This window comes from Dehalococcoidia bacterium, from assembly GCA_030648205.1.
Taxonomy (GTDB): domain Bacteria; phylum Chloroflexota; class Dehalococcoidia; order JAUSIH01; family JAUSIH01; genus JAUSIH01.
This window is the reverse complement of sequence record JAUSIH010000068.1, coordinates 1-17,217: the sequence shown is the minus strand read 5'-3', so window position 1 is coordinate 17,217 and position 17,217 is coordinate 1. Positions and strand designations below refer to the sequence as shown.

Genomic DNA, 17,217 nt, shown 5'->3' with positions numbered 1-17,217 from the left:
CCAAACCAAATCCTTTTGCACGCTTTTCCGTGCGCCACGCAGTTTGGCGTCGCCTCTAGCCCCTCTGGACCGCCGTATCTTGTCGTACGAATCCAATCATCCAGACTATACATCATCCTCTTTTGGAGTGCCAGCCCCCTTTCACGCCGTGGTAGACACGGGCCATGCGTCGCCTGTCAAATCGCACACCGCATTACGGGGGGCGCACTCCGGCCTGCCGGAGCGCCCCTACAGGGCCAATCCCCAACCCCCAAACCCCAACCCCCGTCACCCGCCCCTTGCCCCACCCTAAAACCGCGCGCTACGCTGTCATCAGAACGTTGGTAGCGTCTCGCATGACCGACGATGGAAAGGAGGCTCCCCTATGCCTCACCGCTCGACGCCGCCTTCGCGAAGCCCAGCGCGTCTGTATCCAAAAGCTCACGGGACACTACCGGACATAACAGGAACAAATACTCGTAACTCGGCCCGCCAGATAGCAGCGCCAGATACAAAAGCCCCCGCGCAAAAAATAAAACAATTCAAATCCCTATCTGCCGTCCTCTCCCTCTCTGCCCGCGGGTGCAGGGGCGCAGCCCGCCGGGGGTCAAAGGGGGTGTCCCCCTTCACCTACCCTCCCCCTCTCCGTAGCACGGAGAGGGGGACCGAGGGGGTGAGGTAAGCCTTCCCCCTACGCCTTCGGCGCCACCCTGACCTGGTCGCCGAGCAGCGGCAGCACCTTCTGCCCGAACACGCGCACCGTCCGCACCTTGTCCGGCGCGTGCAGGCTCATCCAGATGTTCGTCACGCCCCAGCTCGCCAGGTCGCGGATGCGCTGCGCCGCGTCCTTCGGCCCTCCCGCGATGGCGAAGCGGTCCACCAGGTACTCCCGCAGGCCGAGCTTGTCAATCAGGTCATAGTTGTCCTGCGACTCGTTCGGGCGGATGTGCTGGTCCACGCGATAGCTCTCCACGAGCTGCCGCACCTTGTCCTCCAGGTGCTTCGGCACGCCCCTGCCCTCGATGCCGCCGTAGAAGAAGGCGTGCGAACCGGACACCACCGAGCCGCGCACCTCAAGCTGCGCCGTCGCGGTGTCCTCCGCGAACGCCGACGGGATATAGAACCAGACGTCCAGGTCCTTCAGCTCGCGCCCGCTCGCCCGCGCGCCCTCCGCCACGATGGAGAGCGCCTCCTGCGCCACGGAACGGCTGATGCCGCAGCCGATGATGACGCCGTCGCCGATCTCCCCCGCCAGGCGCAGCGCCTTCGGCCCTGAGCCGGCCACGTAGATGGGCACGTAGCGCTTGGGCCACGTCAGGCGCACGGTGCGGCCCTGGTACGGGGCCTCCCCCTTCTGGAACAGCGTGCGCATGCACCCCACGTACTCGCGCAGGTCGGCCAGCTTCGCGGGCTTCATGCCGATGTTCAGCGGCGCGCTGTGCCCCGTGCCGATGCCGAAGAAGGCGCGCCCGTCCGACAGCTCGTCAATGCTGGCGATGGCGCTCGCGCTGACCGCCGGATGCCGCGTGATGGGGTTCGTGACGCGCGGGCCGATCTGGATGCGCTTCGAGTTGACCGCGGCCAGGGTCAGCGCCACGTACACGTCGCGGTACAGCGACTGCGAGTCGCCGATGCCGATCTTCTCGGCGCCAATGGCGTCCGCCTCCTTGATCCAGGAGACGTACTCCTGCGGAGGCGCGGGCATGAACAGGAACCCGAAGCGTGTCGTCATGAGCGCACCGCCTTGATGAACTCCTCGGACGTGGTGACCGTCGCCTGCCGGGGGAAGACCTTCTCCAGCAGAACGCGGTGGACCTCCGGGTCGCGGTCCGCGCAGCAGTCCGACAGGACGACGATGTCGTAGTCGGCGTCGGCGGCGTGTCGCACGGTGGACAGCACGACGCCGCTGGTGGCGATGCCCAGGAGGACGATGGTCTCGGCGCCGCGGCCGCTGAGCACCGCGTTCATGTCCGTCGTGGAGAAGGCGCCCACCCGCCGCTTCGTGACGATGATATCGCCGGGCTTGGGCGCGACGTCCGCGTGGACGTCGCCGCCGGGGGTGCCCTCCCGCAGAATGCCCGCCTTCTTAATGCCGCTGAAGCTGCTGTTGCGGGGGCTGACCTCTGGGTAGCCGTCGCGGAAGCGGACGACGACGTAGATGACGGGGATGCCCGCCTTGCGGGCGGCCTCCAGCACGGCGTTGGCCTTCTTGAGCATGCCGGTTTCCTGTGCGCTGGGATAGCCGCGGACGATGTCGTTCTGATAGTCCATGCAGAGGACGGCTGTCTTCGCCTTGTTGATGACGAGTGGCCCGGGCATACGCACCTCCTGAAGTGGCGTTGTGTCTCCGCCGCACTATAGCAGATGGGCCGCGCCCTGTCATGGGGCGCATCCTGGTTATCGGGTAAGGGACAGGGACGAAGAGGCGCGGCGCCTGATGCTAACTTTTGTTATCCGGCAGCGTTCTAGAGGTGATACCATTAAAGAGCTGGCGATTTCAGGACAGGCACTGGCTTTCACGCGTGCCGACTACTTGTAAGAAGAGGACTTAAACACATGTCCCGTCCGCTTAAGACTGTCGCAATCATCGTCGTGATCGTGGCTGCCCTCGGTGTGGGAGGCTACTTCGTCAGGGCGCAAATCGCCGGCCCGAGCGCCGCGCCCGCCGCCGCCGTCAACACCGTGCCAGTCACGCGCGGCGCCATCAAGGTCGCGGTCAACACGAGCGGCAGCATCACCGTGCCGAACCAGTCCCAGGCCAAGCTTTCCTTCGACGTGACGGGCGGCGTCTCGGGGAGCGTTTCGGGAACGGTCTCCAAGCTGAACGTGGACGTCGGCAGCCTGGTCAAGAAGGGGAACACCCTGGCGGAGCTGAGCTCCGATACGTTGCAGACCCAATTGCAGCAGCAACAGGCATCCCTGTCCAGCGCCCAGGCGAAGCTCGACGCCCTGCGCGCGGGCTCCCGGCCCGAGGATATCGCGACGGCGGAGTCCGCGGTTCGTTCCGCCAAAATACGGCTGGGCGCGCTGAGTACCAGCGCCCGGCCCGAGCAGATTGCGGCGGCGAAGGCGCAACTGAACGCCAACAAGGCGAAGCTGGACCAGCTCCTGCGCCCAACGGCCACGGACATTGCAGCCGCTCAGAGCGCCATTGATACGGCCCAGCACAACGTGGACACCGCCAAGACGAGGCTGGACCAATTGCTTCATCCCTCGGCTGGCGACGTCGCCGCCGCGCAGGCGTCGGTGGCGAGCGCCGCCAACAGCGTTGCGACCGCGCGAGCTCAACTGAACAAGCTGACGAACCCGTCACAGGCCGACCTGAGCGCCGCCAACGCGGCGGTCCAAAGCGCGCAGGCGACTGTCAACGCGAAACAGGCCGGGCTGAACAACCTTATCAACAGTCTCGGGCATTTCCCCTCCTATACAGAAACGGCGAACGCACAGAACGACGCGGTCAGCGCCCAGACGAGCCTTGCTGTGGCGCAGCTCAAACTCGATCAACTGCGGCAGCCGTTAAAGGACGACATAGATTCCGCCAACGCGAGCACGGCGGCGGCCCAGGCGTCCTATGACACCGCCAAAACGAAGCTCGACCAGCTCTTGCATCCAAACGCGGGCGACATTTCCATTGCCCAGGCGAGCGTTGGCATCGCGCAGGCAGCGCTGGATTCCGCGAAAGCCAAACTGGACATCCTGAAGAACCCCAATCCCGCGGACATCGCCGCCGCGCAGGCGACCGTGGCGTCGGCGGAGCAGACCCTGGCCGCCCTTAATGCGCCTCTGAACACCGACGTGCAGCTCCAGCAGGAGGCAATCGCTCAGGCTCAGCAGGCGCTATCCTTGCGCCAGAATCCGTATACCCCTAACGACATCGTGCAGGCGCAGGCCACGGTCGCACAGGCGCAGGCCCAGGTGAACAGTACGCAGAAGCAAATGGACGGGTCCAAGATCCTTGCGCCGTTCGATGGAGTCGTCACAGCGGTCAACGTCCAGCAGGGCATGGGCGTGAGCGCGTCGGCGGTCGTTATCCAGATGAGCGAGGTGGGGAAGCTTCAGGTTGTCGCCACCGTGGACGAGGTGGACGTCGCCAAGGTGCGCACCGGACAATTGGCGAGCCTCACCATGGAGGCGCTCCCGGGTATTCCGGTTTCCGCTCGCGTCGGGCTTATCTCCTACCTTGGCACGTCCACGAGCGGCATTGTCTCATACGACGTGTACCTGGATATTCTGCCCCAGCAGCCATCCGCGATTGGGTCTCAGTCAGGCGCGAGCGCTTCTCCCTCCGCGACACCTCGCGCGGGCGCTACTGCATCAGGCACACCCCGCGCGGGCACCACCGCGTCAGGCACGCCGCGGGCAGGCGGTACGGGCCGCCCCGCCGGTTCCAACGGACAGCCGATCAACGTCCTTGATCTTCTCCATCCGGGGTTCACCGTTCTCGCGAGCATAACGGTGGACCAGCGGGACAACATACTGACCGTGCCCGTTAAGGCCGTGCGGCAGTCGGGTCAGACCCGCGTCGTCCGTGTGTTGGTGAACGGCGCCGTCGAGGACCGGACGGTGACGACGGGGGTCACGGACAGCCAGAACATAGAGGTCACCAGCGGCCTGCAGGAGGGGGACATGGTGGTGGCTGACAGCTCGGCGAAGGGGACCGCACCACAGACCACCCCCACGTTCGGAGTCGGCGGCGGCTTTGGCGGCGGCCTGCGCCCGCCGGGACGCTAAGCAAGCCGAGCGGAGCGTTCTCCATACGGGCGCCAATGAACACGGGGTGGGGAGCGATTCCCTCAGTCGCGTGCGTGCCACCCTTAGAGCCTGTCCAACAACCGCGCGCCGCATCTACCGTCCGCCTTTCAGAGTGAACGGACTAGTCGCCAACCGTCCCGTTGCAGGACCCTGATTACATCCTCGGCTCGGACAATTGGATACTTGGGCACGTGGAACTTGCCCTACACCTTCTCCACTTCCTCCATCAGCGCGGCGAGCATGTCCTTCTCATCCACCACGCGCACCTTCACGCCCTTGCGGAAGATGACGGCGCGCCCTCGTCCGGCCGCCAGGCCCACGTCCGCGTCCTTGGCCTCGCCGGGGCCGTTCACCTCGCACCCCATGACGGCTACCTTCACCTTCTTGCCCATCTTGTTCACCAGCTCGTCCACCTGGTCCGCGAGCTTGCGGATATCCACGTCGGCCCGGCCGCAGGAGGGGCACGCCACCAGCACGGGGCCTTTCTCCCGCAGGTTGAGCGACTTCAGGATTTCGTAGCCGACGTACACCTCGTCGCGCGAGTCACCCGCGAGCGAGACGCGGATGGTGTCGCCGAGGCCTTCCCACAGAAGCAGCCCCAGGCCCACCGCGCTGCGGACCGTGCCGGACTTGACCGTGCCGGACTCGGTGATGCCCAGGTGCAGCGGGTACGGGACAAGCTCCGCGATGCGCTGGTACGCCTCCACGGTGGTGGGCACGTCGAACGCCTTCATGGAAATCTTGATGAGGTCAAAGTCCTGCTCTTCCAGCAGGCCAATCTCCCACAGCGCCGTCTGGACCATGTGGTCCACCACGGTCGGCGCACCGGCGGGGCCGCCCGCCTTGGCGAGCTTGTTCACCCCGTCCGTCAGACGTGAGGTCCCCGTCTTCTGACCGATCAGCCCCACGGGAGGCAGGCTCCCGAAGTTCACGCCCACGCGGATGGGCACCCGCCGCTCCTTGGCCAGCTTGACCACCTCGCGCACTTTCTCCGGGTCGCGGATGTTGCCCGGGTTGAGGCGCAGGCCGTCCACGCCGCCCTTGAGCGACTCGATGGCCAGGTGATGGTGAAAGTGGATGTCGGCGACCAGCGGAATGTGGATGCGCTTCTTTATTTCAGGGATGGCTTGCGCCGCCGCCATGTCGGGCACGGCGCAGCGGATAATCTCGCAGCCTGCGTCCTCCAGGCCCGCAATCTCTCGGACCGTGGCCTCCACGTCAGAGGTGAGGGTCTTGGTCATGGACTGCACGCGGACGGGCGCGTCGCCGCCGACGTCCACGTTCCCGATGTATATCTTTTTCGACAGACGGCGCGCGCTCATCGCAGCAGGCTCTCCCCCCTGACCAGGCGCGCGATGTCGAAGTACGTGACCACGACAATCATCGCAATCAAGACCGCGAATCCCACCATGTGCACAAAGCCCTCGCGCTGCGGGGAGATGCGCTTGCCCCCTCTGACCACCTCAATGACGACGAAGAGGAGCCGCCCGCCGTCCAGCATGGGGATGGGCAGAATGTTGAAGAAGGCCATGTTCATGCTCAGGAGGGCCGCCAACTCCATCAGCGCTAAGATTCCGCCGAGGCTCGCCACTTCGCCGGTCATCTGGGCGATGCCGACGGGGCCCGCGAACTGCGGAGCGGTGGTGCCGGAAACCCATGTGACGATGGTGTTCTTGGCTAAGACCAGGGTCTCCACGCTGCGCTGCACGCCGTAGGGAACCGCCTCCAAGAAGGGCTTGGACAGGACGACGCTCCGCACATTCGCCTCGCGCATGGTGAGGCCAATGCCCGCCAGCCCTGGCGCCGCCGGGACCTTGTCCAGCGTGCCCCCGACCGTCTGAAACTTGCCGTTCCGTTCTACCAGGAAATCCAGCCCGCGCGACGTGTCTCCATGCGTCTCCTGCGCCAATGCCGCGAGCGGGGCGCGCGCCGTCGTGAGGGGCTCCCCGTTCACCTGGATGATGGAGTCCCCCGGGCGCAGGCCGACCGCCGCGGCCGGGGATCCCGCGGCCACATCCTGCACCGTCAGGTCGCCGGTGCGGATGATGATGCCCGTCGCGCCCTGGCCCTGCGGCGGGTTGAAGCGCGGCACTATGCCGCTCAAGGTCTTTGCCTCGCCGTCCCGGCGCACCACGAACTGCAGAGGATTGCCCAGGTTGATCTGAATGAGGTACGAAAGCTCGGCGGAGCGGTTGATGGTCTCACCGGCTATCTTCTGGACCACGTCCCCCGGGCGCAGGCCCGCCCGCTCGGCGGGCGAATTGGGCGCCACGGCCAAGATGCGCACGTCCCCCGATATGCTGGACTGGGGGACCATGGCGGTAATGGTGAACAGAAGGACGGGCAGTAGTGCGTTCATCACCGCGCCCGCGGCCAGAATGATGGCGCGTACCCATGCGGGCTGCCGTGCCAGGCTGCGCGGATGCGTGGGGTCCTCCTCTCCGACCAGCTTCACGAATCCGCCCAGAGGCAGGATGTTGAACGAGTACTCCGTGCCCCCGCGCTTGATGGCGAAGAGCCGGGGCGGATAGCCGAAGCCGAACTCCACAACCTGGACGCCCGCGAGGCGGGCGGTGACGTAGTGGCCCACCTCGTGTATCAGGACCAGGACAATGAGGACGCCGAGGAAGGTCAGGATGCTGAGCGCGGTGTCAATATACGGCATATGCAGCTTCTTCTCGTTCTACGTGGGCACCTGGTTCGCGGTGAACTCCCGCGCCCAGGCGTCCGCAGCCAAAATGTCGTCCAGCGATGGCTGGCGCACCGGACGGTGCGCATCCAGCGCCGCCTTGACCAGCTTGACGATGTCCAGAAAGGCTATCTGCTGAAACAGGAACATCTCCACCGCCACTTCGTCGGCGGCGGAGAGCACTGCGGGATACGTGCCACCCGCTTTTCCGGCCTCCAGAGCCACCTGGAAGCAAGGAAAACGCGACGGGTCCAGCGGCTCAAAACTCAAGCGCCCCACGGACACCGGGTCCAGCCGGGGGATGTCCGGGTTCGCCCACCTGTGGGGATAGGCCAGGGCGTACTGTATGGGCATGCGCATGTCGGGCGGACAGATGACCGCCTTCACTGAACCGTCGCTGAACTCCACCATGGAGTGGACCATGCTCTCCGGGTGGATGACTACCTCGATCTGCTTGTACGGCAGGCTGAACAGGTAGTGGGCCTCGATCACCTCAAAGCCCTTGTTCATCAGCGTGGCCGAGTCAATGGTGATTTTCTTACCCATGCGCCAGGTGGGATGGTTCAGCGCTTCCTGTTGCGTGACCTTCTGCAACTCCTCCGGCGCCCGGTAGCGGAAGGGGCCGCCGGATGCCGTCAGGATGACGCGGGATATATCCTCCGCGTTCTCGCCGCGCAGGCATTGCCATATAGCGTTAGGCTCGCTGTCCACCGGCAGGACCGTCGTCCGGTAGCGCTGCGCCTCAGCCATGAGCAGCTCTCCGGCCATGACCACGACTTCTTTGTTAGCCAACGCCACGGTCTTGCCCGTCCGGAGGGCGGCGAGGGTCGGCGCCAGGCCCACCCTGCCCACGGTGCCCACCATCACCATATCCACGGCGGGGTGGGCCACCATCTCCTCCATGGAGACGAAACGGTAGGTGTTGCTGGAGACCGCGACGGGCCGCTCGTTGCCCAGGAAAAAGCCCAGCTCGGGCTTGAACTCTTCAATCTGCTGGCGCAGGACATCCAGGTTGGAACCCGCCGCCAGGCCAATGACGCGGAGGCGGTCGGGAAAGCGTCGCACGATGTCCAGGGTCTGGCGGCCTATGGACCCCGTGGAGCCCAGGATGACAAGGCCCCGCATATGGCGTCTATCCTTTCGACAGTATCACATAATAATAAACGAGCAGAAGGGGGATTACAATACTGTCGTATCTGTCCAGCACGCCCCCGTGCCCCGGTATAAGCCCGCCCGCGTCCTTGACTCTTGCGCTCCGCTTCAGCAGGGACTCCGCAAGGTCGCCGAGCTGGGCCGCGATGCTTATGGCTACGCCGAGCGCCGCGCTCTCCACCAGCGACAACGGCAGGCCGAGGAGGGATCCCAGTACAGGCGCGGCCACCAGCCCGGCCAGCAGACCGGCGATTGCGCCTTCCCACGTCTTGCCGGGGCTGATGGAGGGCGCGAGCCGCCTCCGTCCGATGGCACGGCCCACGACAAACGCCGCCGTGTCCACCGCGAAGGTAGCGAACAGCACGAACAGGAGCCACCGCGGGCCGTCCGGCCTCACCTCCAGTCGGGCCGCGTGCCCCAGCGTCCAGCCGACGTACAGGATGCCCGCCAGCGTCCAGGCCCAGCCGAGCGCCGCGCCTTCCGTGTTGCCGCGCGCTAGAAGCAGGAGCAGGGAGAGGACGACCGCGCCCGATAGAAGGGGGACGGCGTAGTCCGCACCGGTGAAGGCAAACCCGTTGAGGGTGAAGAGGAGTATGAAGAGCAGCCCCAGAAGCCGAAGTGGACGCGCCTCCGCCCTGGGCGCCAGGTTGAGGAACTCCAGGCCGGCGGCCAGCGCGACAGCGGTCAGGAGGACGCCGAACCAGGGGTTGCCCAGCCAGATGGCCGCTACAAGGAGCGGGATGCCGACAGCGGCGCTGATGAGACGCAGGCGCATGGCCTGGCTTAGCGCCCCGGCTCCTGCGATAGCCGGGCCGCCTTCCCGTTGCCCACGCCCACGCTGCCGAAGCGCCGCTCCCGCTGGCTGTAGGCGCGCAGCGCCTTTTCCAGCTCCGCCTCGTCGAAGTCGGGCCAGAAGGTGGGCGTACTGTAATACTCCGCGTAGGCGGTCTGCCAGAGCAGGAAGTTGGACAGGCGCATCTCGCCGCCCGTGCGGACGACCAGGTCCGGGTCGGGCAGGCCCGCTGTGTAGAGGTAGCGGCCGAGCATGTCCTCGTCAATGGCCTTCGCGGGGACGCCGTCCTCCACGATGCGGCGCACCGCCTCGAGAATCTCGGCGCGGCCCCCGTAGTCGAAGGCGAAGCAGACGGTGATGCGGGTGTTGTTCCTGGTCATCTCCACGCCGTCGCGGATCTCGCGCTGGACGCTGGGGTGAAGACGGTCCAGGCGGCCCAGGTGAAGCAGATGGACGCCCTGCCGGTGCATCTCCTGAATCTCCTGGTGCACCACATCCTGGAGGATGCCCAGGAGGCCCTGCACCTCCTCGTCGGGACGGCTCCAGTTCTCCGTGGAGAAGGCGTACAGGGTCAACGTGGGAATCCGGAAGCGGACGAAGGCCTCGATCGCCCGGCGGATGTTGCTCACCCCCGCCCTGTGGCCCGCGATGCGGGGCAGGCCGCGCCGCCGGGCCCAGCGCCCGTTGCCGTCCATGATGACGGCCACATGCCGGGGCAGATGCGCGAATGGCGCATCCGGGGATGCCTGGGAAAGGCCCTCAAGGCCAGTTGCTTCACGACGGGAGTGCATGCTTTGCCTTCCGTTCGAGTCGCGGCCCGTTACACGTGCATGACCTCTGCCTCTTTCGTCTGGCGGAGGTCTTCCATTATGAGGATGTGTCTGTCATGGAGCTTCTGGACTTGATCGGAGGCCCGTTTCAGGTCGTCCTGGGAGAATTGCTTCTGCGACTCCATTTTGCGCAGCGCATCCAGCGCATGGGTCCGCACGTTGCGGACGCCGTTGCGGGCTTCCTCGACGCGTTTGTGCATCAGCTTGACCATCTCTTTGCGCCGCTCCTCCGTGAGAGGCGGCACCGAGAGCCGGATAACCTGCCCGTCGTTGGATGGGGTCATGCCCACGTCCGACTTCAGGATGGCCTTCTCAATCGCCTGCATGGCGGTGCGGTCCCACGGTTGTATGACGATGAGCCGGGACTCCGGGATAGAGATGCTGGCGAGCTGCTTGAGCGGAGTGGGCGTGTCGTAGTAGTCCACGACCAGGTGCTCCACAAGCGCGGGCGTGGCCCGGCCCGTGCGCACGCCCCCAAGGTCGCGCTTAAGGGCCTCCACGCATTTCCCCATCTTCAGGTCGGCGTCCGCCAGTGTTTCCGGTATCATGTCTGACCTCCCGCGGAGCGCCTCGGCGCGGGCGACCCGGTGGCCGGGGCATCGTCGTAAAGATAGGTGCCGATGGTCTCACCCATCAGCACCCGTTGCAGCGCGTTGGGCGCCGACAGGTCGAATACGATGATGGGCAGGCGGTTCTCCATGCAAAGGGAGAGGGCGGTGCTGTCCATGACCTGCAGGCGGCGATTGATGGCCTCCATGAACGTGAGCCGGTCGAACTTCCGCGCCTTGGGGTTGAGCTTGGGGTCCGCGTCGTAGACTCCGTCCACGCGGTTCTTGGCCATGAGAAGGACGTCCGCCCCAATCTCAACGGCGCGCAGCGCCGCTGCCGTGTCGGTCGTCATGTACGGGTTGCCGGTGCCCGCCGCGAAGATGACCACGCGCCCCTTCTCCAAGTGGCGGATGGCCCTGCGGCGGATGTACGGCTCCGCTACGGCTTGAATGGTTATGGCGCTCTGAGTTCGGGTGACGACGCCCAGGTGCTCGAGGGCGTCCTGCAGCACCATGGCGTTGATGACGGTCGCCAGCATGCCTGCGTAGTCCGCCGTCGCCCGGTCCATTCCATGCGCCTCGGCGCGGGCGCCCCGCCAGATGTTGCCGCCGCCCACCACCACGGCTATCTCCACGCCCAGGCTGACGGCCTGCTGGATCTGCCGGGCGATGTGCTCGGCTACTTCGATGTCAATACCCGCTGCTTGCTCACCGGCCAGGGCTTCGCCGCTGAGCTTCAGGAGTGCCCGCTTGTATGTGGGCTGCGGGGATGGTGTCAAGCGGCCCCCCTTGGTCGTCCTGTTGCGTCGCTATCTCGGCGCAGGACGTAGAGTGGTGTCAGGGCCAAGGCCGTCCAGCCGCGGACGGCTATTCGCCGAGCTGATAGCGGGCGAACCGGCGCACGCGGATGTTCTCGCCCACCTTGGCGATCACGTCCGTCACAAGATCCTGGACTGTCCGGGAGCTGTCGCGGATGAAGGGCTGGGCGAGCAGGCAGACTTCGGCAGGGTTGACGCTCTCCGCGTCGTCAGGAGGGACATCGGTGGGGCTGATATAACGTGGGTTCATGGCCGCCACCTGCATGGCGAGGTCGTGGACAAGGCCCTTGAACTCGTCGGTCCGGGCCACGAAGTCGGTCTCGCAGTTGAGTTCAACTAGCACGCCGATGCGCCCGCCGCCGTGCACGTACGCTTCCACCAGGCCCTGCCGCGTCTCCCGTTCGGCCTTCTTGGCCGCGGTGGCGAGGCCCTTCAGGCGCAGCGCCTCGCGCGCTTTGTTGACGTCTCCGCCCGCGTCCACCAGAGCTTTCTTGCAGTCCATGATACCCGCGCCGGTCTCTTCCCGGAGCGTCTTGATGGCGTCCGTGGTTACGTTCAACGGGAATCCTCCTATGGCTGTCCTGACAGGGCCGGTGGCGCCTGTCCGGCGGGGGCCTCACACAGTCCCGCCTTCCGGCAGCCATCACCTCGTACATGTCCGCGGAAGGCGTTCACCGGGGCGCGGGGAGCAGGCTAGGTCTTGGCCTCGGCCTGAGCCTGGGAAGCGGAAGCGCCGGCTGCCTGCGTGGGGGCCTCGCCCCCTTCGTCCTCCGGCTGGCGCGTGGCGATGCCCTCCAGGACAGCGTCCGCCATCCTGCTGGTGATCAGCTTGATGGACCGGATGGCGTCGTCGTTGCCGGGGATGATCTGGTCAATGACGTCTGGATCGCAGTCGGTGTCCACCAGGCCGATGATGGGGATGCCCACGCGCCGGGCCTCGGCGACGGCGTTTTTCTCCTTGCCGGGGTCCACGATGAAGATGGCGCCGGGCAGCTTGGTCATGTTCTTGAAGCCGCCCAGGTACCGGTTCATCTTCGCGATCTCTTCCTCGATGCCCAGGACCTCTTTCTTCGGCAGCACCGCCAGTTCGCCCTTGATCTTGCGCTCCTCCAGGCGGACCAGGTGGTCAATTCGGGTCTGGATGGTCTGGAAGTTGGTGAGCGTGCCGCCCAGCCAGCGCTGGTTGGCGAAATACATGCCGCACCGCTTGGCCTCGGTCTCAATGGTCTCCTGCGCCTGCTTCTTGGTCCCGAGGAAGAGGACGTTCTGGCCGGAGGCCACAATGTCCCGCATGTAGTTGTACGCCCGGGTGAGCATAGAGAGGGTCTGTTGAAGGTCAATGATGTGGATGCCGTTCCGCTGGGTGAAGATGTAGCGCTTCATCCGCGGGTTCCACCGGCGCGTCTGATGTCCAAAGTGAACGCCCGCCTCCAAAAGCTGCTTCATAGAAACGCCTTCAAAGGAACTCTGGGGCGGTCGAAGCACGGGTTGACTCGGGGGTGGCGGAGGCGGTGGCGTCAGTGTTTGTATTTGCGTTTGCTCCATGCTACCTACCTTCAGCGTCGGTGTTACCGCGCCGGATACGTCGGATACGTTGGGCAAGCCGATTTAGAAGTATAGCATAGTCCGCCGCGGGGCGGCAACTCTACCTGAAAGCGCCCACGCTGGGACGAGCGAAGTCACGCGGTGCGCAAGGCCGCGAGGATTCGTCCGTACCTTGACAGCTTCTCGGCGGTTGGATAAGATGAGAAACTGGCGCCGAGGTAGCTCAGTTGGTAGAGCACGCGACTGAAAATCGCGGTGTCGCCAGTTCGATTCTGGCCCTCGGCACTCTAGCGCCCTTGGCGGGGGTGCGGAGTGAGTGGCGCGTAATAAGCGGAAGTAGTTCAGTGGTAGAACGCCTCCTTGCCAAGGAGGAGGTCGCGGGTTCGAGTCCCGTCTTCCGCTCCATTTCCTTCATGCCGAAGTGGCGGAATTGGCAGACGCGAGGGTCTCAAAAACCCTTGGGGTAATTCCCATGTCGGTTCGATCCCGACCTTCGGCACCAATCGAGAACGGCGTGAGAAGGGGCCCGGCACTGCACGCAGCCCTGTGATGTAGCGCCGGGCTTTGTCATCCCTCCGGCGGCGTTGCCCGGTAGTGTAGCGGTAGCACAGGGGACTTTGAATCCCTTGACCCAGGTTCGAACCCTGGCCGGGCAGCCATTCCAAAACACACGGGAGGTGACTGACGTGGCGGACTACAAGTTCACGGTCGTGGTGGAGCGGGACGAGGATGGGGTGTTCGTCGTTTCCGTGCCCGCCCTCCCCGGATGCCATACCCAGGGCGAGACGTACAAGAAAGCCCTGGAGAATGTGCGGGACGCGATCCGATTGTACATTGACGCGCTCCGAGACCTTGGAGAGCCGATACCCGTTGAGGTGGGGATAGAGAAGGTCCGCGTAGTTGCCTAGGCTGCACACCGCGAATCCGGGAGAGGTTATCCGCGTCTTGGAGCGACTCGGGTTTTCCAAGGTTCGGCAGACGGGCAGTCATGGCTTCTTCCGGCATCCCGACGGCCGCACAACCGTTGTACCAATACACCAGGGCCGGGACTTGGGTAGAGGCCTCTTCCGCAAGATATTGGACGACGCGGGTATCACCGCCGAGGAGTTCGAGCGGATACGGTAGGACCAGCGGAAACGCTAGCGGGCTTTAGACCCGTTGACCCTGGTTCGAACCCTGGCCGGGCAGCCACACCACACTCCGCGCGGCAGACGCTCGCGCAGTCGCGGAGGACACGATGCAGCAGCACCGGCGCCCCCGCCACGAGATGCCCGACTTCGTTCGCCGGGCGCTCGCCGAGCGCGGCCTGACTGATGCGTACGAGCAGCGGCCACCCTACCAGCGTAACGACTACGTCGGCTGGATCGTCCGTGCCAAGCGGGAGGCGACGCGCCAGAAGCGGCTCGCCCAGATGCTCGACGAGCTGGAGCGCGGCGACCGCTACATGAACATGGCGTACCGGGCGAAACAGGCCCCGTCCCTGTAATGGTCCGCACGCGAGACGCCATGCAGTACGCCGACGTCATCGCCCGCCTGCGCTCCTTCGCCAACGCCGACAACGTCGCGGGCATGGCGCGCTTCGGCATCAACCCCGCGAACACCCTCGGCGTCTCCATCCCATCGCTCCGCAAGCTCGCCCGCGAGGCGGGCCGCGACCACACCCTCGCGCTCCGCCTCTGGCGCTCCGGCGTCCACGAGGCGCGCATCCTCGCCGCCTTCGTGGACGACCCCGCGCGCGTCACCCCGGCGCAGATGGAGCGCTGGGCGCTCGAATTCGATTCGTGGGACGTGTGCGACCAGGTGTGCAGCAACCTGTTCGACAGGACGCCTTTCGCCTACGGGAAGGCGATGGCGTGGGCGCAACGCGACGAGGAGTTCGTGCGGCGCGCAGGGTTCGCGCTGATGGCGGCACTGTCGGTGCACGACGAGCTCGCGCCGGACGCGACGTTCGAGCCATTCTTCGCGCTGATTGTGGCGGGCGCGACGGACGAGCGGAACTACGTGAAGAAGGCGGTGAACTGGGCGCTGCGGCAGATAGGGAAGCGGAACGCGGCGCTGCGGGCGCGGGCCATCGCCGTCGCGGAGCGGGTGCGGCGGCTCGACTCGCGGACCGCGCGCTGGGTGGCGAGCGACGCGCTGCGCGAGCTAAGGAGGCGGCGGATGGGGATTTGAATTGTTCTATTTTTTGCGAGGGGGCTTTTGTATCTGGCGCTTCTATCTGACGGGTCGAGTTATGGGTATTTGTTCTTGTTATGTCCGGTCCGGGGCCGATGAACCTTCTGATGTATGCGCGCTGGGCTTCGCGGATGCGTCGTCCTTCGACAGGCTCAGGATGAGCGGGGATGACTTCGCGGACGAGGGGGATGCGGAGGAGGACGCGCATCAGGGTCACGTACCTGGGGGAGTGCCCGCCGTGTTTGAAGGCGTTGAGGTTGCCTCTGGGGGCGCCTCTGGGCCGCGGATTGCGATGGGGCATGGGGCACACTCCTTTTTCGCGGGCGTCAGGGCGGAGACAGGGGGCAGCCTCTACAAGGTGGCCCCGGCGGGCGGACACGTCGGTCCGCCCCTACAATGATGGGGGTACGTGACAGGGCAAGCACATTGGTCTGCCCCTAGAGACCGATTGGGCTATGCAAGACATCCGTTCTGTTGACAGAGTAGCGCGTGGTCTTGGGTGGGGCAAGGGGCGGGTGGCGGGGGAGGGGCCAGGGATCAGGGGTTAGGGATTGGGGATTGGTCCCGTAGGGGCGTATTGCAATACGCCCCTACGTTTGGAGGGGTGCGGGCCGCGCGCTGGGTGGCGAGCGACGCGCTGCGCGCGCTGCGCGGGCGGGACGAATAGACGTTGATACTCGGACGCTGCTTGAACAGAACACGCGGATAGGATAAACTGGTAATAAGTTTCAGTAAGGGGAAATGGTATGACCACGGCGACGAAAGTAACGATCTCTCTGCCTTATGCTCTCCTTGAGAGAGTCAATGAAATCGCTAAAAAGAAACGGGTGTCGCGCAGCCAGGTTATCGCCAACCTGCTGGACAAGGAGTTGGCGGAGCTTGAACGAGAGCAGATGATCGAGGGCTACCGCGCGTTCGCAAAGGAAAACAAGGAGTTTGCGAAGCGCGCGCTGCCGCTGGCGCGTGAAGTGTTGCCGGAGTGGAAGTAGCTCATGGTAAAGCGAGGTGAAATCTACTGGGTTGACTGGGACCCCGGGCGTGGGAGCGAGCAGACGGGAATACGCCCCGCGCTCATCGTTCAAAACGACGTCGGCAACGACTATTCGCCTTCGACAATCGTAGCCGCCCTGACCACCGCGCCGATGAAGCCCTATCCATTCGCGGTGCCTGTCACCGCCAAGGAAAGCGGGCTGCCCAAGGACAGCGTCATCAATCTGTCCTCTATTCTCACCATAGACAAGGAACGGCTGATGGAACGCTGCGGCTCGCTGCCCACGGGACGCATGACGCAGGTGGACTTTGCGCTGAAGAAGAGCCTAGGATTGAAGTAACGCAGGCCGCGCGCTGGGTGGCGAGCGACGCGCTGCGCGAGCTGCGCGGGCGGGACGCGCGGTGAAAGCTAGTGTCCTGTCCGTGAAGTACACATACTCATTCATGCATGGGAAGCTGTTCGAGGAAACGCCCCTGTCCACTTACCGTCTTTCCGGCGAAAAGCTTGCCCCGTACCCGATACGGGGCCGGAATCCAGCGTTCACCGGTGCTTCTCTGGATACCGGCTTCCGCCGGTATGACAGGGAACGTATTTCCGAAGCAGGACTTTGGTATTGCCCACTTGAGATTAGGCCGTCCCGTGGGTTAGAATAGCCTCAGAACGGATGAGCGTGGTGCGACGATGCAAGACGAGATGGCGGAAGCCGAACGGCAGTTGATGATTGAGGGCTGTCTTCCGTTCGCGCAGGAGAACCTGGAGTGGACGCAAGGTGCGCTGCCGCTGTTTCTGGACGTTCTGCCGGAGTGGGGTAGATAGATACCTTAAGTATTAGAGGTGGGTCATGCACAACTGGGGAGAACCGAATACTATCAGTATTTCCCTGCCGAAAGACTCGGACGGCTATACTGGACGAGAGTGTCCGAATAGCTCATGCAGAGGCTACTT

The 17,217-nt window shown here is 64.9% G+C and carries 19 protein-coding genes and 4 tRNA genes; 12 read left to right on the top strand and 11 right to left on the bottom strand.

All coding sequences use genetic code 11. From position 1 onward, the window contains the following. Positions 1–670 precede the first annotated feature (670 nt). Positions 671–1,711 (bottom strand): LLM class flavin-dependent oxidoreductase, encoded by a 1,041-nt coding sequence (locus Q7T26_08545; protein ID MDO8532198.1) that lies wholly within the window; start codon positions 1,709–1,711, stop codon positions 671–673. Then, positions 1,708–2,298: a cysteine hydrolase gene (locus Q7T26_08540; protein ID MDO8532197.1), complete on the bottom strand. Its 591-nt coding sequence runs from the start codon at positions 2,296–2,298 to the stop codon at positions 1,708–1,710. Before Q7T26_08540 ends, Q7T26_08545 begins: the two co-directional genes overlap by 4 nt. Positions 2,299–2,535: 237 nt before the next feature. Here Q7T26_08540 and Q7T26_08535 point away from each other — a divergent pair, with 237 nt between their 5' ends. Then, on the top strand, positions 2,536–4,710 hold the full coding sequence (locus Q7T26_08535) for an efflux RND transporter periplasmic adaptor subunit (GenBank protein ID MDO8532196.1): 2,175 nt from the start codon (positions 2,536–2,538) through the stop codon (positions 4,708–4,710). 224 nt (positions 4,711–4,934) lie between these two features. On the opposite strand, the gene ispG is transcribed toward Q7T26_08535, so the two are convergent. The 9 genes from ispG to rpsB form a co-directional block, all read right to left on the bottom strand. Next, complete coding sequence (gene ispG, locus Q7T26_08530; protein ID MDO8532195.1) at positions 4,935–6,053, bottom strand: flavodoxin-dependent (E)-4-hydroxy-3-methylbut-2-enyl-diphosphate synthase; 1,119 nt, start codon at positions 6,051–6,053, stop codon at positions 4,935–4,937. Beyond that, the gene (gene rseP / locus Q7T26_08525; GenBank protein MDO8532194.1) at positions 6,050–7,396 is read right to left on the bottom strand and encodes an RIP metalloprotease RseP; all 1,347 of its coding nucleotides are present in this window, start codon (positions 7,394–7,396) and stop codon (positions 6,050–6,052) included. Before rseP ends, ispG begins: the two co-directional genes overlap by 4 nt. Positions 7,397–7,414: 18 nt before the next feature. Continuing rightward, positions 7,415–8,545 carry a 1-deoxy-D-xylulose-5-phosphate reductoisomerase gene (locus tag Q7T26_08520; protein ID MDO8532193.1) on the bottom strand — a complete coding sequence of 377 codons (1,131 nt, stop codon included), beginning with the start codon at positions 8,543–8,545 and terminating at the stop codon, positions 7,415–7,417. 7 nt (positions 8,546–8,552) lie between these two features. Further along, the gene (locus tag Q7T26_08515) at positions 8,553–9,347 is read right to left on the bottom strand and encodes a CDP-archaeol synthase (GenBank protein MDO8532192.1); all 795 of its coding nucleotides are present in this window, start codon (positions 9,345–9,347) and stop codon (positions 8,553–8,555) included. An 8-nt stretch (positions 9,348–9,355) separates the two neighbouring features. Next, a complete protein-coding gene (gene uppS, locus Q7T26_08510; protein ID MDO8532191.1) occupies positions 9,356–10,156 on the bottom strand; it encodes a polyprenyl diphosphate synthase in 801 nt (266 codons plus the stop codon). 29 nt (positions 10,157–10,185) lie between these two features. Next, the gene (frr, locus tag Q7T26_08505) at positions 10,186–10,743 is read right to left on the bottom strand and encodes a ribosome recycling factor (GenBank protein MDO8532190.1); all 558 of its coding nucleotides are present in this window, start codon (positions 10,741–10,743) and stop codon (positions 10,186–10,188) included. Beyond that, positions 10,740–11,522 carry a UMP kinase gene (gene pyrH, locus Q7T26_08500; GenBank protein MDO8532189.1) on the bottom strand — a complete coding sequence of 261 codons (783 nt, stop codon included), beginning with the start codon at positions 11,520–11,522 and terminating at the stop codon, positions 10,740–10,742. The genes frr and pyrH overlap by 4 nt, the downstream gene beginning before the upstream one ends. Before the next feature lie 88 nt (positions 11,523–11,610). After that, positions 11,611–12,120: a translation elongation factor Ts gene (tsf, locus tag Q7T26_08495; GenBank protein ID MDO8532188.1), complete on the bottom strand. Its 510-nt coding sequence runs from the start codon at positions 12,118–12,120 to the stop codon at positions 11,611–11,613. Between the two features lie 134 nt (positions 12,121–12,254). Further along, on the bottom strand, positions 12,255–13,007 hold the full coding sequence (rpsB, locus tag Q7T26_08490) for a 30S ribosomal protein S2 (protein ID MDO8532187.1): 753 nt from the start codon (positions 13,005–13,007) through the stop codon (positions 12,255–12,257). A gap of 311 nt (positions 13,008–13,318) precedes the next feature. Here rpsB and Q7T26_08485 point away from each other — a divergent pair. The 11 genes from Q7T26_08485 (at position 13,319) to Q7T26_08435 (ending at position 17,088) form a co-directional block, all read left to right on the top strand. Further along, positions 13,319–13,391: transfer RNA gene (locus tag Q7T26_08485), tRNA-Phe, on the top strand. Positions 13,392–13,436: 45 nt separating this feature from the next. After that, positions 13,437–13,511 (top strand) — tRNA-Gly (locus Q7T26_08480). A 10-nt stretch (positions 13,512–13,521) separates the two neighbouring features. After that, positions 13,522–13,608 (top strand) — tRNA-Leu (locus tag Q7T26_08475). A gap of 83 nt (positions 13,609–13,691) precedes the next feature. Continuing rightward, positions 13,692–13,765: transfer RNA gene (locus Q7T26_08470), tRNA-Gln, on the top strand. A gap of 27 nt (positions 13,766–13,792) precedes the next feature. After that, on the top strand, positions 13,793–14,014 hold the full coding sequence (locus tag Q7T26_08465; GenBank protein ID MDO8532186.1) for a type II toxin-antitoxin system HicB family antitoxin: 222 nt from the start codon (positions 13,793–13,795) through the stop codon (positions 14,012–14,014). Next, entirely contained in the window at positions 14,007–14,231 is a 225-nt protein-coding gene (locus Q7T26_08460) for a type II toxin-antitoxin system HicA family toxin (GenBank protein MDO8532185.1), read from the top strand. The genes Q7T26_08465 and Q7T26_08460 overlap by 8 nt, the downstream gene beginning before the upstream one ends. Before the next feature lie 112 nt (positions 14,232–14,343). After that, a complete protein-coding gene (locus tag Q7T26_08455; protein MDO8532184.1) occupies positions 14,344–14,592 on the top strand; it encodes a YdeI/OmpD-associated family protein in 249 nt (82 codons plus the stop codon). Beyond that, positions 14,592–15,278 carry a DNA alkylation repair protein gene (locus tag Q7T26_08450; protein ID MDO8532183.1) on the top strand — a complete coding sequence of 229 codons (687 nt, stop codon included), beginning with the start codon at positions 14,592–14,594 and terminating at the stop codon, positions 15,276–15,278. Before Q7T26_08455 ends, Q7T26_08450 begins: the two co-directional genes overlap by 1 nt. A 749-nt stretch (positions 15,279–16,027) precedes the next feature. Next, the gene (locus Q7T26_08445) at positions 16,028–16,270 is read left to right on the top strand and encodes a DUF6364 family protein (protein MDO8532182.1); all 243 of its coding nucleotides are present in this window, start codon (positions 16,028–16,030) and stop codon (positions 16,268–16,270) included. A gap of 3 nt (positions 16,271–16,273) precedes the next feature. After that, positions 16,274–16,612, top strand: a complete 339-nt coding sequence (locus tag Q7T26_08440) for a type II toxin-antitoxin system PemK/MazF family toxin (protein MDO8532181.1) — start codon at positions 16,274–16,276, stop codon at positions 16,610–16,612. Positions 16,613–16,953: 341 nt separating this feature from the next. Continuing rightward, a complete protein-coding gene (locus Q7T26_08435) occupies positions 16,954–17,088 on the top strand; it encodes a hypothetical protein (GenBank protein ID MDO8532180.1) in 135 nt (44 codons plus the stop codon). Positions 17,089–17,217 lie beyond the last annotated feature (129 nt).

Coding starts and splice junctions, on each gene's coding strand:
- Q7T26_08435 (MDO8532180.1), top strand. CDS start 16,954: ATGCAAGACGAGATGGCGGAAGCCGAACGGCAGTTGATGATTGAGGGC.
- Q7T26_08455 (MDO8532184.1), top strand. CDS start 14,344: ATGCAGCAGCACCGGCGCCCCCGCCACGAGATGCCCGACTTCGTTCGC.
- rpsB (MDO8532187.1), bottom strand. CDS start 13,007: ATGAAGCAGCTTTTGGAGGCGGGCGTTCACTTTGGACATCAGACGCGC.
- Q7T26_08540 (MDO8532197.1), bottom strand. CDS start 2,298: ATGCCCGGGCCACTCGTCATCAACAAGGCGAAGACAGCCGTCCTCTGC.
- Q7T26_08515 (MDO8532192.1), bottom strand. CDS start 9,347: ATGCGCCTGCGTCTCATCAGCGCCGCTGTCGGCATCCCGCTCCTTGTA.
- Q7T26_08440 (MDO8532181.1), top strand. CDS start 16,274: ATGGTAAAGCGAGGTGAAATCTACTGGGTTGACTGGGACCCCGGGCGT.
- Q7T26_08535 (MDO8532196.1), top strand. CDS start 2,536: ATGTCCCGTCCGCTTAAGACTGTCGCAATCATCGTCGTGATCGTGGCT.
- uppS (MDO8532191.1), bottom strand. CDS start 10,156: ATGCACTCCCGTCGTGAAGCAACTGGCCTTGAGGGCCTTTCCCAGGCA.
- ispG (MDO8532195.1), bottom strand. CDS start 6,053: ATGAGCGCGCGCCGTCTGTCGAAAAAGATATACATCGGGAACGTGGAC.
- Q7T26_08545 (MDO8532198.1), bottom strand. CDS start 1,711: ATGACGACACGCTTCGGGTTCCTGTTCATGCCCGCGCCTCCGCAGGAG.
- Q7T26_08520 (MDO8532193.1), bottom strand. CDS start 8,545: ATGCGGGGCCTTGTCATCCTGGGCTCCACGGGGTCCATAGGCCGCCAG.
- Q7T26_08445 (MDO8532182.1), top strand. CDS start 16,028: ATGACCACGGCGACGAAAGTAACGATCTCTCTGCCTTATGCTCTCCTT.
- frr (MDO8532190.1), bottom strand. CDS start 10,743: ATGATACCGGAAACACTGGCGGACGCCGACCTGAAGATGGGGAAATGC.
- Q7T26_08450 (MDO8532183.1), top strand. CDS start 14,592: ATGGTCCGCACGCGAGACGCCATGCAGTACGCCGACGTCATCGCCCGC.
- rseP (MDO8532194.1), bottom strand. CDS start 7,396: ATGCCGTATATTGACACCGCGCTCAGCATCCTGACCTTCCTCGGCGTC.